Here is a 16,876-nt window from a genome sequence, read left to right as displayed (position 1 = left end):
ATGAGAAGAAAATTGTTATTTGGCGAGCGTATGCTGCTGGGGGACGGAACAGAGCCTTTTAATGCGGTGATTCCGTTCCGGCTGCGCGGTACTTTTAGAGAAGAAGATATTCAGCATGCCCTGGACCAGCTTCAGGGTAAGCATCCTTGGCTGAGAGCCCTCATCATCCACGATGAAAACAATATCCCGTGGCTTGAAGTGCCGGAAAATCATTTGCCCATACCTATCCGGATTGTGTCCAGAAACGGTGATGAAGACTGGCAGGAAGAATCCAGAAGAGAGTGGAAGATTCTGTTTAATTATGGAGAATTACCGCTTATCCGGTTTGTATGGATCAAAGGGGAAAAGGTTTCAGATATGCTTTTTTCTTTCCATCACTGCTTATGCGACGGAGGTTCTGCAATGGCTTTCCTGAACGAATTTTTACAGCTGCTGGATCATCCTTCAGCAGAAATAGGAGTGGAGAATCCTATACTTGGAATTCATGACGTGGTTCCCTCTGATATCTTAACGAGCCGGAAGCAAAAACTGAAAGCGAAAGTGATCGGCAGGCTGGCAGCAACGGCTATTAAATGTATTCCTGTTGGTAAAAAAGCTGTTGAACGAAAAAACGACTACCTGATTCACTGGAAATTTGATAAAAAGACAAGCCAGGAACTGATTTCCTACTGTAAATCGCAGGAAGTTACGGTTAATACTTTCTTGAGTGCTGCTTTGCTTCATGCATTTAAAAAAGTGAGAGGGGCCGCAGCTTTCAATAAAGTTTCCTGTCCGGTGGATATCAGGAGGTTTGCCAAACAGATCAAGGAAGATCATATTTTTGCTTTTGGGTTGATGATCGTGGTTTCGGCCAATCAGAAAATAAGTTTTTCGGAGAATTTACGCCTGATGCAGGAATCTGTAGAGCGTAAAACATCGAAACTTAATCCTTACATCACCATGATGGTCATGGAATCTGCCCACGATGCCCTGAAAAATTTCACAAAGCTTTTAAAACATGGAAAATCTTCCAATGACTGTATGTTTTCCAATTTAGGGCGCATTCAGATTCCTCATCAGTATAAAGAATTTACCCTTGAAACTATTTTCAGTCCTTCCGTGATCGGCCCTTTGGGGAACACTACAACGATGGTTACTTCCACATTCAGAGGGGAAATGGATTTTTCTTTTGTAGGAAGCGAAGGATATTTACCGTATGAGGAAGCATTGGCTATCCGGGATGAGATGATTAAAACAGTGAAATTACAGCTAGATCATATTGCAGTATTATGATGAGACGAAATTTAATGTTGGTGGAACGGATCATGTACGTTGACCCCGAAACACCTGTAAACTGTGTTTTTACGGTAAGAATTAACGGAGAAATTCCGGAGGAAAACTTTAGAACTGCTTTGGCGAAAATTCAGAAAAAGCATCCTTTACTGAGGGTCAGAATTGATAACAGCAGTGAGCGGTATCCGTTTTTCATAGAAAATAAAGAGATTGAACCTGTTCCGCTCCGGATCGTTGAACGGCAAACGGATGAAGACTGGCTTCAGGAATCCGAAAAAGAATGGTTCCTTCTGTTTGATGATGAAAATAAACCATTGGCCCGTCTGGTGTGGATCAAAGGGGTGAATAATATTTCCGAAATCCTATGGGTACTTCCACATTGCATCTGTGACGGAACCTCGATTGTCAATCTTACGGAAGAGCTTCTTTCCCTGCTGGATGGCCCTTCTTCGGAGCTGGGGACTTATCATTTATTCAGTTCAGCAGATGATTTCCTGCCATTGGATTTCAATACAAAAAAGAAGAAACGCAAAGCCCGTCTATATCTGATAATGGCCCGTCTTTTTTTCCTGATGCAGCGGAAAAGCCGGAAAAATCCCGGAAAAAATTATGTGATCCACTGGAAACTGAATACTGAAACGACTACACAGATAACTGAAAAATCCAAAGTTCATGGCATTTCTGTACATGCTTTGCTGTGCGCATCGTTTATGCAGGCCTTTAAAGAAATACAGGGGAATCAGGCTAAAAGTAAGGTGATAAGTCCGGTAGATGTACGCCATTTTATACCGGAGATCAGGAAGGATCATGTATTTGCGTTTGCGCCGACCGTTGAGCTTTCACTGAAAAAAGCAGGTCAGAATATACTTGACCATGCAAGACAGATCAAAAAAGATCTTGTGGAGAAAACAGGAAAAATGGAGGCGAGAGAACTTCTGTGGGTGGGAGAGCAGATGCATCCTGTCGTTGAAGATATGATCAGCATGCTGAAATCCGGTAAAGGGGGACACGATGTTACCTTATCCAATATGGGCAGGATCAATATTCCCGATACCTATAAAAATTTTAAAGTGGAAAGCATCATGAGTCCTACCGTTGCATTTCCCTGGCTGAATTCTAATACGCTGGTGACCACAACGTATAACAGGCAGATGGATTTTACATTCATGTCCAATGAACATTTTCTGCCTAAAGAAGAAGCCGTTAGAATCAAAGACAAAGCCATTGAATTCCTGACCTCGTCGTTATGAAATTTAAACTGAAGCCCGCACCTCCTAAAAAAATCAGGAAAACCACACTGAAACGTTTTCTCATCAGGCGGACAATATTTTATGTCCTTCCAAATGTGTTCTTTAATTTCATTATTGCCTATGCCAGCTTCCAGGAATTGGGATATACGCATTTCTTTTCGGGAACTCAAAACCTGGCCCGTCTTACATTGCCAATGGCCGTTTTTCTTCCAGTAGTTCTTACCATTGATATTATCAACAGGGTGATCATCGCTTCCGAGCAGGGCGCCATTGAGTTTACCGTAGACGAACAGCTTAATAAAAAGAAACTGATGACAAAGCTGAGTATTTTGCATGGTGCTGTTACCGGATTGCTGGTGTTGTCCGTTTTGCTTTTAGCGCAATATAACCTGTCTGAATATTATAAGCTGGATGCTACGGCGATGGCTGTGGTGATTGGAGTGCTGGCGGGGGTGTTGTCTGTGGTTTTTGTTTATTTGCCGGTGTGGAGGTTGAGGAGGTGGATGTGTAAGCGAACACAGATTGCCACCGTGGACTTAAATCCATAGTTTATTTTATATGTCAATATTTTAATATAAATTTCAACATTTCATCTCTGAAGCGTTTCAAATTGTGGTCCTGATGTTTTCTGAAATTTCATTGTCACTTTCAAAAACCCTATCTTCGCAACGATAAAAAACCTGACAAATGAAAAAAACAATATTCCTCCTTTCTGCTGTTCTTGTACTGAATTCCTGTGTAGTAAGAACTGCAACAAAAGTAGTGACAGGAGTTGCCAAAGTAGGTTACAAAGCCGTAAAAGGAACCGTAAACGGCATCAGCTGGGCCGTAAGCAAAGCGAAAGGAAAAATAGATGAAGACCGTGTGGATGGTACCTGGAAAGTGGTAGGAGTGTATAAAGGCTCTTTCGAGGACTTTTCAAAAGATCAGAACCCGGAAAGTTCATTCACTTCAGACTGTACAGACAGCTACGACGAGATTGTTTTTAAGGCTAAAAAATCCAAATTCAAACCCGTACACTGCAGCTCCGGCGATGAAGACTGGGTAAAATATTCTATGGAATTCGGCAAAAATCCTTTAACCAAAGAAAAGGAAAACTATATAGAATACAATTCCAGCAATTACATTTCAGTCATTGATGTCAACAACAAGACCATGGTCCTGGAAGGAAACCTGATGCCTAAACTGGCCTTTTCCGGAGCCAAATTATACCTGCTGGAAAAAGTAAAATAAAAGCAAAAGTCCCAATAAAACAGCCGGATAATCAGCCAGCTTAATCAAATCAATCTTGATTGATCCTTTCTTTGCAACCTCAAAATATCCACTGTTACAATAAATCTTTGCGTTAAAAAAAATGAGGACATTATCAATTTATATTTACGATGATGTATAGAATTTTTTAACCACAGATTTCACAGATTCGCACGGATGATTGCGTATAACTTTAATAACTTCAATAAAGTATTAGCATAAACATCTGTGCAAATCTGTGGTAAGTAAAAAACAGAAAGATATTGAAATTTTGTATTTACAAAGTTGTCCTTGTACATATTTCAGGTTTCCCAATCCATAAAAGAATAAAACTTTTGAACTGATACGTTTATCATAATACTTTAACATATAGTAATAAGGTGCCCTCAATAAATTTTTGTTCTTTTGCAGAAAGTTTTTAATTTAACATAATTGCATGTCAAAGTTCGATGAGATCAGGTTTTTCTATGATAACGAGGTAAATGAAGCATTACTGGGAATTTCCCGTGATCCTATGATGAATGCGCTGATGGGCTTTACTTTTCCCGGTACCGATAAAAAGGTATGGAGGGAACAGTTTAAAAATATACACTCCGTAAGCGATTTTCAGCATGATTTTATCGCCCATACCATTCGCCAGATCCTTGCGAAAAGCTCCGAAGGACTTACCACTTTGGGATTCGACAAGCTGGATAAGCAGACACCATACCTTTTCATTTCAAATCACAGGGATATTGTATTGGATACCTCACTCATCAATCTTGTCCTGTTGGAAAACGGTCTTATTATGACAGCTTCGGCCATTGGGGACAACCTTGTTAAAAAAACTTTTTTACATGATCTGGCCAAACTGAACCGTAATTTTTTAGTTCAGAGAGGATTGCCCCTTCGTGAGCAGCTCAAAAGTTCACAGATCATGTCTGAGTATATTGACGAGCTTCTGCATCATGAAAAACGCTCTGTCTGGATTGCCCAGCGTGAAGGCCGTACAAAAGACGGAAACGATGCTACCCAGCAGGGAGTTCTGAAAATGCTTGCCATGGCTGCCGGAGATTTGTCATTAACGGATTATTTTAAAACACTCAGAATCGTTCCTGTTTCCATTTCCTATGAATATGATCCTACAGATTCCCTTAAGATGCCTCAATTACTGGCCAAGCATAGGGATGAAGAGTATGTTAAAAGTGAAGATGAAGACTTTATGACCATGCTCAGCGGGGTATTGGGCCAGAAAAAACGCATTCACCTGCACGCAGGAAATGTAATAGATACCGAACTGGATGATATTGCTGTAAAATTTGAAAACAAAAACAAACAGCTTCAGGCTGTAGCACAGATTATTGATGATTCAATCATTCAGAACTACAAACTTTGGCCTACCAAATACATAGCATATGACCTGCTTCACAACACCGGTACCTATGCTGACCAGTATACAGAACAGGAAAAACAACTCTTCATCCGCAGGCTGGAAATGCGTATCGATCCCTCCGATGCCCTTTCCAGAGAATATTTCCTCGCGATGTACGCCAACCCTTTGATCAATAAGATCAAGTCCGAACAAAAATCCCCGGAATAATATCTTACAGTAAACCAATCTGTTTTTAGCAATCTTATTAAACATCCGGTAATATCAACGCTTCATCAGGTCAACGAAGTTGATCCACCTTTGCTATTCTTAAAATATGAAGCCTTATAAATCAATCTTTGCGTCAAAAACTCGCTATTAGTTAATATCAATCGGCCGGATAGCATTTTTAATTCTTATCCTAAACTTAAAATTAATATATTTATATAAGCTGAAATCACAGGATATTTTAGGAAATTTAATGTTGAGGCGGCAAGATAGTTGTATTAAACTGAGAACCACACACAAATTAAAACATATGAATTTACAGGTAAACCCACATACAAAGGTTGAGGATCATCATGTTGACAGTTTTCTTACGGATGTTCTGAAAGGCCTAAAAAGCAGCCCCAAAAGGCTGTCCTCGAAATACTTTTACGATAAAACCGGTGACCGGCTTTTTCAGGAAATCATGGTGATGCCTGAATATTATCTTACAAAATGTGAACTCGATATCTTTAAAAATAAAACAGCAGATCTCATTCGCCTTATCAACCCTGAAAATGAGCCGTTCGATCTTATTGAACTGGGTGCGGGAGATGCCATGAAATCTACATTTTTGCTGAAACATCTTGTTGAGACTGGAGTACAGTTCACTTATATGCCTATCGATATTTCAGGTAATATTCTTTCCATATTAAAAGAAAAACTGGGTCGGGAGCTTCCGGCTCTGGAAATATCGGCTCTGGAAGGTGATTATTTTCAAATGCTGCAGAAAGCCGCTTCATTGTCCCACAGAAGGAAAGTTATTTTATTTTTAGGCAGCAATATCGGAAATATGAATATTGAAGAAGCAGAGAGCTTCTGCCATGCTCTGAACCGCAATCTGTCCTCTGGTGATAGGGTATTGATTGGCTTCGATCTCAAGAAAAATCCTCATACCATTTTAAATGCTTATAACGATAAAAACGGAATTACAGCTGCATTTAACCTCAATCTGCTGACCCGTATCAACAGGGAGCTCGGTGCCGATTTTGATCTGAAACAGTTTCAGCATTATCAAACTTATGATCCTGTAAGCGGAGCCTGCAAAAGCTATCTGGTAAGTTTAAAAGAGCAAACAGTCAAGATAGGAAACGAAAGTATTTTATTTGAAGAAAGCGAACTTATCGATATGGAGATTTCCCAGAAGTTCTCCGCAGAAAAGATAGAAGAATTAAGAGAAAAATCAGATTTTAAAAGAGTAGGGGAAATCAAAGATTCAAAAAACTGGTTTGTAGACGTCATCTGGCAGGTAGAATAAAAGAAGAAAAAGATAAAACTATCACGAGCCCCAAAGTTTCATCAGCGACATAGTCGCCCTCTTTGCTTACCTTAAATAAAACATCTGAATAGATAAAACTTTGCGTTAAAAAATACCCCACAGACAAGCAAGCCCTACATAAATATTGATTTATTAAAATCTGCTCAATCTGCAAACAAAAATCAAAACCAAAGAATATGACACCCAATATCACCACACAGGATTTAGTAAAAAAATATATGGACATCAGAAAACATTCCGAAGAAATATGTTCACCGCTCGAAACAGAAGATTATGTCGTGCAACCCATCGTGGATGTAAGCCCACCCAAGTGGCACCTTGGCCATACCACCTGGTTTTTTGAAACTTTCATCCTCATTCCTAATCTGTCCGGCTATAAAGTTTTCGATGAGCAGTATAATTTTGTTTTTAACAGCTATTACGAAACCATCGGGGCAAGAGTAATCCGCACAGACCGTGGAAACCTCAGCCGGCCTTCCGTTTCAGATATCTATGAATACAGGAAATATGTCGATGAGCATATGCAAACTTTTCTTCAGAGTCAATATATGAATGAAGCCATTGAACCACTATTGGAACTTGGCTTTAATCATGAACAGCAGCATCAGGAATTACTGATTACGGATATTAAATACATTCTGGGACACAATCCGCTTTTTCCGTCTTATAAGAAAGAAGCGGTTTCAAAAAAAGAAAATCATGGAAATGTTGAAATGATCAGGTTTTCCGAAGGTGTCTATGAAATAGGTTTTAACGGGGAAGGTTTCTGTTTTGATAATGAGCTGGGAAGGCATAAAGTATACCTCAATGATTTTGAAATTGCAGATCAACAGGTTACAAACAGAGAATATCTGGAATTTATGGAAGCCGGCGGATATACCGATTTCAGGCACTGGCATGCAGAAGGCTGGGACTGGGTAAAACAGAACAACGCAAAATCCCCGCTGTACTGGCATTTTATAGATGGCGAATGGATGAATTATACATTGAATGGCTTACAGGAAATAGACCTTAACGATGCAGTATGCCACATCAATTTTTATGAAGCTTCCGCTTTTGCGTCATGGAAAGGAATGCGCCTGCCCACCGAAACGGAATGGGAAGTCGCATCAGATAGTTTTAATTGGGGCAACCGCTGGGAATGGACCAATTCTGCTTACCTGCCTTATCCGGGTTTTAAAAAAGAAGCCGGGGCGGTAGGAGAGTACAACGGAAAATTCATGGTCAATCAGATGGTTTTGCGTGGGGCTTCAGAAGCAACACCGGCCGGACATAGCAGGAATACATACCGGAATTTCTTTCAGACCAATCTGAAATGGCAGTTTACAGGAATCAGACTTGCTCAATAATTTTTGCCGATGATTACAGTAGAATCAGTTTCAAAGAATTTTAACGGAAAACCCGCAGTGGATAATATTTCTTTTCAGGCTCATGATCAGGAGATTCTGGTGCTACTGGGAACCAGTGGCTGTGGTAAAACGACTACTCTTAAAATGATCAACCGGCTTATAGAAGCAGATTCCGGAAATATCTTCATTGACGGAAAGAATATCCGTGATCAGAAACCGGAAGATTTGCGGATGGGAATTGGCTTTGTGATGCAGCATGCTGGATTATTTCCTCATTATACCATTAAGCAGAATATTGCTGTAGTCCCAGAATTGCTGAAATGGGACAGGAAAAAAACAGAGAATCGGACTTATGAACTGCTCAGAAAACTTCATCTTCAGGAAGATGTTCTTTCCCGGTTTCCCGGTGAATTGAGTGGAGGACAGCAGCAGAGAGTAGGCATTGCAAGAGCTTTGATCGCCAATACACCTGTTTTGCTGATGGATGAGCCTTTCGGAGCATTGGATAATATCACCAAAGCTGACATCCATTCGGAATTTAAATCATTGGAAGAGCTTAAAAATAAAACTATAATATTGGTTACTCATGATGTACAGGAAGCTTTTGAATTGGGTCACCGTATATGCCTTATGGATAAAGGAAAAATTGTACAGACAGGAACCCCAAAGGAAATGCTGTATCATCCTCAGAATACCTTTGTAAGTGAATTTTTTGCCGAAAACAGGCTTTTACTGGAATATAAAACAGCCGTTTTGAAAGATGTAGACCCATTCCAAAATTCAGAAAATTTGTATAATGAATTGAATTTTACTGAAAACACCAGTGTCTGGGATGCCTTACAAAAATTGAGTTCCAGTCATAAAAATACAGAATATTACGAGAAGTTGATCAAGACCTTCAATGAATACAGAAAATTACAGATCGTATGACACAGCAGAGTCTTTGGCAGTTTATTGTTGAGCAGCAGGAAAAATTACTCACCCAGATTGTACAGCATCTCGGGCTTACATTTCTGTCCTTACTTCTGGCGATTATTGTTGGTGTACCTTTAGGAATACTCATAGCAAGGAAAAGAAAACTTTCCAGCTCTGTGCTTGGAACTGCGGGTATTTTGCAGACTATTCCCAGTATTGCGCTGCTTGGCTTTATGATCCCTGTTTTTGGAATCGGGGCCAAACCGGCTATTGTGGCATTGCTGATTTATGCGCTTTTACCCATTATCCGTAATACGTATACAGGGATTACAGAAGTAAACCCTACCGTTATTGAAGCTGCAAAGGCAATGGGAATGAATAGAAGACAGCTTCTTTTTAAAGTTGAGCTTCCTCTCGCTATGCCTGTTATTATTGCCGGAATCCGGACGGCAGCTGTTATCAATGTTGGAGTGGCTACATTGGCTTCATTTGTTGCGGCAGGCGGTTTGGGCGAATTTATCTTTGGCGGAATTTCATTAAATAATACCAATATGATCCTGGCAGGAGCCATTCCTGCTGCGTTACTGGCTATTTTGCTCGATCAGGCGATTGCTCTCGTGCAGAAATCAGGATATAAGCTGTTTCAGAAACTGAAATACATAGTTCCAGTTATATTGCTGATTGTAGGTGCGGTTTATCTGTTCAGTTCCGCTTCCCGGAATACAATTAAAGCAGGTTTCACTCCCGAATTTATGGGAAGGCAAGATGGAGATCTGGGTTTACGCTCTGTTTACGGACTGAATGTAAATCCTGTTGTTGTTAGTGATGCCATTATGTACAAGGCAGCCTATGAAAAGGAACTGGATCTTATCAGCGGATATTCTACTGATGGCAGGATCAAAGCGTTTGATCTCTATGTTCTGAATGATGATAAAAAAATATTCCCACCCTATTACGCTGCACCGATCATTAAAACAAAAACACTGGAAAAATTTCCCGGATTGGAAGAAACGTTGAACAAGCTTGCAGGTAAATTCAATGATTCAATTATGACCGATCTGAATTATAAATCCGATTACCTCAACCAGACACCGGAAAAAATTGCAAAGGATTTTCTGATTAAAAATGATCTGTATAAAAATTCAAGAAAAGGAAATTCCGGAACAGTGCGCATCGGATCAAAAATTTTCGGAGAGCAGTATATTCTCACAGAAATGTATAAAATGCTGATTGAAGGCTATACCGACTATAAAGTAGAGACAAAAACAGGGCTGGGAGGTACCAAAATCTGTTTTGATGCTCTGATGAATGACGGAATCGATTTTTATCCCGAATATACAGGAACCGGACTTCTGGTGCTTTTACAACCTTCGGAGCAGGTTCTCGAAAATGTAACTCAAAGCGCAGATAAAACATACACTTACGTCAATTCAGAATTTGAAAAACAGTATGGAATTCAATGGCTGAAACCGCTTGGATTCAATAATTCCTATGCCCTGATGATGCGTAAAAAACAATCCCAAGAGCTGAAGATAAAAAACATATCGGATCTGAAAAAATATTTTGCAGATTGATTAAACTAGGATTCGGGCGGTGAAACCGCCCCGAATCTAATCATCTTATAAACTTAATATCAGTTCAGTTTAATTGTTCCTGAAGAAGGAGCACCACCACCCGCAGGAGGAGGACCGCCGGCAGAAGCCTGATCTGCAAGCATTCTGTATTGTGCCGTTCCTTTTTCAGTTTTAATAGTTCCTGAAACAGTATACAGATACAGGTCTCCCGAAACAGCATAATCATTGGCTGAATTATTCACGTAGAAGTCAATATTTACAGTAGACATCTGTTTTGCTTTTTCAAGAAATGCATCCATTAACGTAGTAATCTGAGCTTCTGTAAGCCCTTTGGATTTCATGGATTCTTTGGTTTTTTCATAAGAAGCAGAAGCACCACCGCCACCGAAGAACCACGTCCATACTGATAGATTGGCACTTGCAGATGTTTTTTCGTACTCTTTAACCTGTTCTTTATAAGTGGCATCCAGCATGCTCATGGCCAGGTCATTCAGGTTTTTTACATCCTGGCTGGACATGGCAGATACCTGAAGAGAAGCAGTGATTCTTCCCTGAGTAAATGGCGGTACGGTATAAGAAAGCCCTGTAAGCTGCCCTTCACCTGCCACTTCAATAGAATAAGATTCTTTGGATTCTCCTCCCGCTTTTGATGTTGAAATAATACGCTCGAACGGGTCTGTGAAACCCACCTCAGTCTGTGTAATTTGAATTGTTTCCATTGGTTTTGTTTTTTGGTTGATTTTGTAATTCTTTGTTTTGAACAACTCAAAGTAACGAAGAAAACACCCCGCATTTTAGCGTGTAAATAACCAAATTCAATCTTCAGTAGAAATACGTATTGATTTTAATTTGTTGATTATTAGTAATTTATTTATTCTGTTAAAAATATTTTCAAAAGAAAAGTTCTCTTAGAAACTTAAAGCCATTATTATCCAGACTATTTAAACGGCGATACATTCCCCTCCCTTGGAGGGGTGGCAAAAATTCAAAGAATTTTTGACGGGGTGGTTAAACAAAAAAGCAGCCTCAGTCACCCAAAGCAGCCATATAAGTTTATTACCATAACCTACTGAATCACAATACTTCTTTTCTGAATCGTATGCGCAGAGAAATACCCCAAAGCCCCGTTACTGATATTACTTGGAGGGTTGGTCGGAGTAATTCCTCCGCCAGGCCCGCCATCTCCTGAAATCTGCAGCAAAGCAGAATAATAGGTGAAGATATTATTATCGATGGACTGCATTTCTACATAAACAGTATCTCCCGGCACCACCTTATGGTCAGAAGGATCATCCTCATTATCTTCGTTGGGAAGAAATAAAGGTCTTTGGTTCACCAGTCCGTTATTGATATTGTCAGAAAATACCTCAAATGTTTTTTTCGGTATACTGTTAACCGTAAAGTTGAAAAGATAACGGTTACCCAGTTCTACAGGATCTGTAAATATAGGCAATAGAGTATACGTGGTTTCACCTCCAAAAGTAAAGGAATCCTGCGTAAGGCCATCAAATTCCACGGGTTGTGGCATTGTACTTTGGGCGGTATATTCTTTTCCTTCTGCCTGTATTTTCAGGGTATACGTTCTGCCTGCTACTCCGGTGAAAACTGTAGTCACATATTTTCCGTCACCGACGTACTGTAAAGTTTCAGTCTGGCCCGTATTGTCACTTAAAATGACCTGTGCGCCTGTAACAGCAGGATACTGATTGGCCTGAGTGAATGCCACAGACTTTGTTATCCTTACAGTATATGGTCCGGCCTGGTTTGTTATATTACCTTCTATGACAATGTTTCCGCTCCTGTCATCCAGGTCAATATCTATTTCCTTTTCACAGGAAGTTACTGAAAACAGGGCTAATATGATAAAAATAATATTCTTCATGATCTAAAATTTGAAATTATAAGTGATGTTGGGTACCCAGCGGAACAGTGAAGTCTGCATGGCGCGTGTTGTTCCCGGATTGTTCGGATTGTCCTCGAATGTAATGGTATAAGCATTTTCACGTCCGTAAATATTGTAAATCCCGAATGACCATGATCCTTTGAAACGTTTTTTAGAATCCGGCTCATAGGTAGCACTCAGATCCATTCTGTGATAGGCAGGCATACGGTCTGCATTTCTGCTGCTGTACTGGAATATGGTTTGTCCGTTCAGCTCATATTTCGCGGTAGGAAAGGTAACTGCATTTCCTGTGCTGTAAAGGAATAAACCGGATACGGACCATTTTTTATTCAGTTCGTAAGTGGCAACAATGGAAAGGTCGTGGGTTTTGTCCATTCTCGCATTATACCACTCATTATCATTAATTCCGTTTATTTTTCTTTCTGTTTTAGACAGGGTATAGGAGATCCATCCTGTTAATCTTCCGTTTTTTTTCTTCGCGATCAGTTCCAGTCCATAGGCTCTTCCTTTACCGAATAACAATTCACTTTCCACATCTGCAGCAGTATCAAATGTGATTTGTGCACCGTTTTTAAAATCAATCTGGTTCTGCATGGATTTGTAATAGATTTCAGCATTCAGTTCATAATTGTTGTTATTGAAATTCCTGCTGTACCCCATACTTACCTGATCCGCTATTTCCGGTTTCACACTGTAGCTGCTTCCGATCCACTGGTCCGTAGGATTTCCGCTGCTGCTGTTGCTCAGAAGATGGAGGTTCTGTGTATTACGTGAATATCCCGCTTTGATACTGCTTACCTCATTGATCCGGTAATTGGCAGAAATTCTCGGTTCAAGATTAAAATATGTTTTCCCGAATTTTCCTTTTTCCAGAAATCTACTGTCTGTAAGAACACCATTTTCATAGGTATTGTACGTGTCGCCGCCTAAAACGCTGAAGGTGGAAAGCCTTAAACCATAATTCACGGTAAGTTTATCGGTAGCCTTAAAGTCATCATTAATATATACTGCATTCTCCCATGATTTTCTCGGATTTCTCGGAAAGCTGCTTATACTTGTACCGGAAGCACTGCTTGGAGTAATGGTATGATAAATAGACTGAAGCCCGAAGCGTACGGAATGTTTGTTCCCGGCAAACCATGTAAAATCCTGCTTGAGATTCCAGTCTTCGATCTGGGAATCCAGTCCGAAAGTATTGTCATTGCTTTTGAGGCTGATTTTATAATTGTAATTGCTGTAAATCAATGAAGTATTGGAAAATAATTTACTGCTGATAATACTGTTCCATCGAAGGGTAGCCGTCGTATTTCCCCAGTCTGTAGAGAAAGTATCGCCTAAGCCCAACACATCTCTTCCAAAATATCCGGAGAGGTAAAGACGGTTGTTTTCATTGATCTGGTAATTGGCTTTCAAATTAAGATCATAGAAATAAAGCTTGCTGTCTTTAAAATCATCTGTAGTTTTGAGGAACAGATCAGCATACGTTCTTCTTCCGGAAACAATAAATGAAGATTTTTCCTTCTGAATAGGGCCTTCCACACTCAGCCTGCTGCTGATCAGTCCGATTCCTCCGTTTACATTATAATCTTTGTTGTTTCCATCCTTCATTTTAACATCCATTACGGAAGAAAGCCGGCCTCCGTACTGGGCAGGGCTGTTTCCTTTGATAATGCTGGCATCTTTCAGCGCATCACTGTTGAAAGTACTGAAAAATCCAAGCAGGTGAGAAGCATTATAAACAGGTGCTTCATCCAATAAAATAAGGTTCTGGTCTGTAGCACCACCCCTTACACTGAATCCGCTGCTTCCTTCACCATTGCTTTTAATTCCCGGCAAAAGCTGGATGGTTTTCATGACATCTTTTTCCCCGAATAAAACCGGCAGTTTTTCAATATTCTTGATATTTAAGGTTTCAGATCCCATTTGGGCCGTGCTAAGGTTTTTATCTTTTTTAGTCCCTGAAATAACAACCTCATCAATTGCTCCTACTTTTTCATCCCCTTTTTCTTCCTGATCGAGAGGAAGATCGAGCTTTGTATTCTGTTCTACTTTTATAGGATATTCAAAATCACGATAGCCGGGATAGGAAACGATCAGCGTATAATTTCCCTCAGGAAGTGACAATGAGTAAAAGCCATATTCATTGGCCACAACAGATACAGACGGATCTTCACTTACTTTTACAGTAACCCCGATCAACAGTTCACCGTTTTTGTGATCTTTCACAGTACCGCTTACCGAGTATTTCTGCTGCGCCAGAGCCATGGAACTGAAACAGAGGACAGCCGCCGTGACAGCAGTTTTAACAAACAATTTTTGCATTGAGTTTAAATTTTAATGGAGTAAAAATTTGTCAAATAATATGTTTAAAGAGATTGATGTTAAGCTGGCCGCAGAACAGAAAATGTAGACGGATGAAAATTTTAGTATGAGGCAAAATGGTCTTTAGTTTACCATGAAACGGAAAAAGTGGAATGATATTACTGAAAATGGAAAAAATATTCTCAGATGAGTGATGAAGTCTGTTTTATAATTTTATTTAAAATTACGTTTTCCCGTAAACAGGAATTAAAGATTTTTAGTATAATTGTTTTTGAAACAAATAACTATGACAATAAAGGAAAATAAGCTCCATCCCATTCTTGTAGGGGATTTACTGAAACAGGAAGATGGTAAACCTGTCTACAACTTCTATATACCATCCTATCAGAGAGGATACAGGTGGGATAAAGACCAGATAACAGATTTACTGGAAGATCTGTATGATTTTATTTATATCACAAAAGGCGAAAAATACTGTCTTCAGCCTATTGTGGTAAAAAAGATGCAGGATGAAAGATATGAGGTTCTGGACGGACAACAGCGGCTGACAACTATTTTCATTCTACTTAATTGCATAAAGAGATATAATACGTTATTAAAAACATATTCTTTATCTTATCAGACAAGAACTGATAGTGAGACTTTTTTACAGCAAATTTCTACCGAAATTAATGATTCTAATCCAGACTATTATTACATCAGCCAAGCTTATATGATAATAGACACATGGCTTACGAAACAAATAGATAACAAATCTTCTCTTCCCAGCGATCTTCAGACGGCTTTTGGTAACAGAATTGAATTTATATGGTATGAGATACTGGAAAATACCAATGCGGTAGATGTTTTCACAAGAATTAATGTTGGTAAAATAGCTTTAACAAATTCAGAGCTTGTGAAAGCAGTTTTTTTAAGCAAGGACAATATGAAGATTGGGTTTCAGGAGCGGGAACCTGAAGTACTTAATTTACTTCAGAACAGAATAGCTTTTGAATGGGATCAGCTGGAAAAAAAGCTACGGAATGATAAGTTTTGGTATTTTGTTCTTCAGTCCAATAAAAGCTACGAAACAAGAATAGATTATATCTTAGAATTACTGTCACCTGAAGGTATGAGTTCAAATACATATGCATCTTTCCGGTATTTTTATGACAAAATAAAAAAGGCAAAACAGGATAAAGAGCTCATTAAGGATCTTACAGATAAGAATTATTCCCTTATTGAATACGAATGGGATAAAATTAAATCCAGAATTGAAATTTTTGATGAATGGTTTAATAACCATTATTACTACCATTTTATTGGATTTCTCATTACTTTAAATTTTCCTGTATCCAATTTAGTGGATGCTTTTTTATTAAAATCGACAAAGGAATTTAATATATTTCTAAAGGAATCAGTTTATAGCTATTTTAAGAAAGTTAAAGTGGAAGAATTATATTATAGGGATCATCATAAATTGATATCTCAATTACTTCTTTTGGTTAATATTGACAGCACTTATTCAATTCCAGATAATAGCTCACGTTTTCCATTTGACTCTTTTAAATCCAAGAAATGGAGTTTAGAGCATATTTATGCTCAAAATTCAGAAGATTTTAAAGAAAAAGATTATATAGTATGGCTGCGTGATAATAAAGTATCAATTGAAAAGAAAACGGCAAATAAAGAAGCTGCTGATCTTTTAAAAGAGGTTAATCATCAGATAGCTTTTTATGATGAAAATGGAGGGAAATTTGACAATATTGATTTTGTAGCGATTGTTTCATCTTCAGAAAAAATTTATACAGACGGGCTTTCATTTATAGATACTCAGACGATGAATTTGTTAGAAGAAACTGAAGAAGCTATAGTTATAGAGGATTCTGAAGAAGAAAAAGATTTTTCTTTTTTACTGGAAAGAGATTCAATTATGAACTTGGCATTATTAGATAAGGATTCCAATTCGCATTTAAGCTATTCATTATTTGATGTGAAACGTTCAAAAATACTTGATAGAGATAAGGAAGGTTCCTACATTCCTATTGAAACCAAAAGAGTCTTTCTGAAATATCATACTCCCAAGCCTGAAAACTTTTTTTATTGGACAGTGGTTGATAAACTGTCATATTTGGAAAAAATTAATACCACACTAGATAAATTTAAATAA

13 protein-coding genes are annotated in these 16,876 nt (G+C 38.8%); 10 read left to right on the top strand and 3 right to left on the bottom strand.

Annotated features, from left to right (window positions below; genetic code table 11):
* From HNP36_RS08170 to HNP36_RS08130, 9 genes are all read left to right on the top strand, one after another.
* Complete coding sequence (locus tag HNP36_RS08170; protein WP_184158602.1) at window positions 1-1,272, top strand: condensation domain-containing protein; 1,272 nt, start codon at window positions 1-3, stop codon at window positions 1,270-1,272.
* A complete protein-coding gene (locus HNP36_RS08165) occupies window positions 1,269-2,522 on the top strand; it encodes a condensation domain-containing protein (RefSeq protein ID WP_184158604.1) in 1,254 nt (417 codons plus the stop codon). Before HNP36_RS08170 ends, HNP36_RS08165 begins: the two co-directional genes overlap by 4 nt.
* On the top strand, window positions 2,519-3,070 hold the full coding sequence (locus tag HNP36_RS08160) for a hypothetical protein (protein WP_184158606.1): 552 nt from the start codon (window positions 2,519-2,521) through the stop codon (window positions 3,068-3,070). Before HNP36_RS08165 ends, HNP36_RS08160 begins: the two co-directional genes overlap by 4 nt.
* Before the next feature lie 139 nt (window positions 3,071-3,209).
* On the top strand, window positions 3,210-3,755 hold the full coding sequence (locus tag HNP36_RS08155) for a hypothetical protein (protein ID WP_184158608.1): 546 nt from the start codon (window positions 3,210-3,212) through the stop codon (window positions 3,753-3,755).
* Between the two features lie 454 nt (window positions 3,756-4,209).
* Entirely contained in the window at window positions 4,210-5,352 is a 1,143-nt protein-coding gene (locus tag HNP36_RS08150; protein WP_184158610.1) for a 1-acyl-sn-glycerol-3-phosphate acyltransferase, read from the top strand.
* Between the two features lie 307 nt (window positions 5,353-5,659).
* Window positions 5,660-6,643 carry an L-histidine N(alpha)-methyltransferase gene (gene egtD, locus HNP36_RS08145; protein WP_184158612.1) on the top strand — a complete coding sequence of 328 codons (984 nt, stop codon included), beginning with the start codon at window positions 5,660-5,662 and terminating at the stop codon, window positions 6,641-6,643.
* Window positions 6,644-6,840: 197 nt separating this feature from the next.
* Window positions 6,841-8,013: an ergothioneine biosynthesis protein EgtB gene (egtB, locus tag HNP36_RS08140; RefSeq protein ID WP_184158614.1), complete on the top strand. Its 1,173-nt coding sequence runs from the start codon at window positions 6,841-6,843 to the stop codon at window positions 8,011-8,013.
* 9 nt (window positions 8,014-8,022) lie between these two features.
* Window positions 8,023-8,943, top strand: coding sequence for an ABC transporter ATP-binding protein (locus tag HNP36_RS08135; protein WP_184158616.1), 921 nt, complete (start codon window positions 8,023-8,025; stop codon window positions 8,941-8,943).
* Window positions 8,940-10,502: an ABC transporter permease/substrate-binding protein gene (locus tag HNP36_RS08130; RefSeq protein ID WP_184158618.1), complete on the top strand. Its 1,563-nt coding sequence runs from the start codon at window positions 8,940-8,942 to the stop codon at window positions 10,500-10,502. Before HNP36_RS08135 ends, HNP36_RS08130 begins: the two co-directional genes overlap by 4 nt.
* A gap of 59 nt (window positions 10,503-10,561) precedes the next feature.
* Here the strand turns inward: HNP36_RS08130 and HNP36_RS08125 are convergent, their stop codons facing one another.
* The 3 genes from HNP36_RS08125 to HNP36_RS08115 form a co-directional block, all read right to left on the bottom strand.
* Entirely contained in the window at window positions 10,562-11,221 is a 660-nt protein-coding gene (locus tag HNP36_RS08125) for a hypothetical protein (protein WP_184158620.1), read from the bottom strand.
* 347 nt (window positions 11,222-11,568) lie between these two features.
* On the bottom strand, window positions 11,569-12,384 hold the full coding sequence (locus HNP36_RS08120) for a DUF4249 domain-containing protein (RefSeq protein WP_184158622.1): 816 nt from the start codon (window positions 12,382-12,384) through the stop codon (window positions 11,569-11,571).
* 3 nt (window positions 12,385-12,387) lie between these two features.
* On the bottom strand, window positions 12,388-14,727 hold the full coding sequence (locus HNP36_RS08115; protein WP_184158624.1) for a TonB-dependent receptor: 2,340 nt from the start codon (window positions 14,725-14,727) through the stop codon (window positions 12,388-12,390).
* Between the two features lie 286 nt (window positions 14,728-15,013).
* Between HNP36_RS08115 and HNP36_RS08110 the strand changes: the two genes are divergently transcribed.
* A complete protein-coding gene (locus HNP36_RS08110; protein WP_184158627.1) occupies window positions 15,014-16,876 on the top strand; it encodes a DUF262 domain-containing protein in 1,863 nt (620 codons plus the stop codon).

It is taken from the genome of Chryseobacterium shigense (genome assembly GCF_014207845.1).
In the GTDB taxonomy this organism is placed as follows: Bacteria; Bacteroidota; Bacteroidia; order Flavobacteriales; family Weeksellaceae; genus Chryseobacterium; species Chryseobacterium shigense_A.
The sequence above is the reverse complement of the archived record's forward strand: the minus strand, read 5'-3'. Positions and strand labels throughout refer to the sequence as shown.

What these genes read in the sequence shown, in the direction of transcription:
- HNP36_RS08170 (WP_184158602.1), top strand. Translation starts at nt 1, where the DNA reads ATGAGAAGAAAATTGTTATTTGGCGAGCGTATGCTGCTGGGGGACGGA.
- HNP36_RS08165 (WP_184158604.1), top strand. Translation starts at nt 1,269, where the DNA reads ATGATGAGACGAAATTTAATGTTGGTGGAACGGATCATGTACGTTGAC.
- HNP36_RS08160 (WP_184158606.1), top strand. Translation starts at nt 2,519, where the DNA reads ATGAAATTTAAACTGAAGCCCGCACCTCCTAAAAAAATCAGGAAAACC.
- HNP36_RS08155 (WP_184158608.1), top strand. Translation starts at nt 3,210, where the DNA reads ATGAAAAAAACAATATTCCTCCTTTCTGCTGTTCTTGTACTGAATTCC.
- HNP36_RS08150 (WP_184158610.1), top strand. Translation starts at nt 4,210, where the DNA reads ATGTCAAAGTTCGATGAGATCAGGTTTTTCTATGATAACGAGGTAAAT.
- egtD (WP_184158612.1), top strand. Translation starts at nt 5,660, where the DNA reads ATGAATTTACAGGTAAACCCACATACAAAGGTTGAGGATCATCATGTT.
- egtB (WP_184158614.1), top strand. Translation starts at nt 6,841, where the DNA reads ATGACACCCAATATCACCACACAGGATTTAGTAAAAAAATATATGGAC.
- HNP36_RS08135 (WP_184158616.1), top strand. Translation starts at nt 8,023, where the DNA reads ATGATTACAGTAGAATCAGTTTCAAAGAATTTTAACGGAAAACCCGCA.
- HNP36_RS08130 (WP_184158618.1), top strand. Translation starts at nt 8,940, where the DNA reads ATGACACAGCAGAGTCTTTGGCAGTTTATTGTTGAGCAGCAGGAAAAA.
- HNP36_RS08125 (WP_184158620.1), bottom strand. Translation starts at nt 11,221, where the DNA reads ATGGAAACAATTCAAATTACACAGACTGAGGTGGGTTTCACAGACCCG.
- HNP36_RS08120 (WP_184158622.1), bottom strand. Translation starts at nt 12,384, where the DNA reads ATGAAGAATATTATTTTTATCATATTAGCCCTGTTTTCAGTAACTTCC.
- HNP36_RS08115 (WP_184158624.1), bottom strand. Translation starts at nt 14,727, where the DNA reads ATGCAAAAATTGTTTGTTAAAACTGCTGTCACGGCGGCTGTCCTCTGT.
- HNP36_RS08110 (WP_184158627.1), top strand. Translation starts at nt 15,014, where the DNA reads ATGACAATAAAGGAAAATAAGCTCCATCCCATTCTTGTAGGGGATTTA.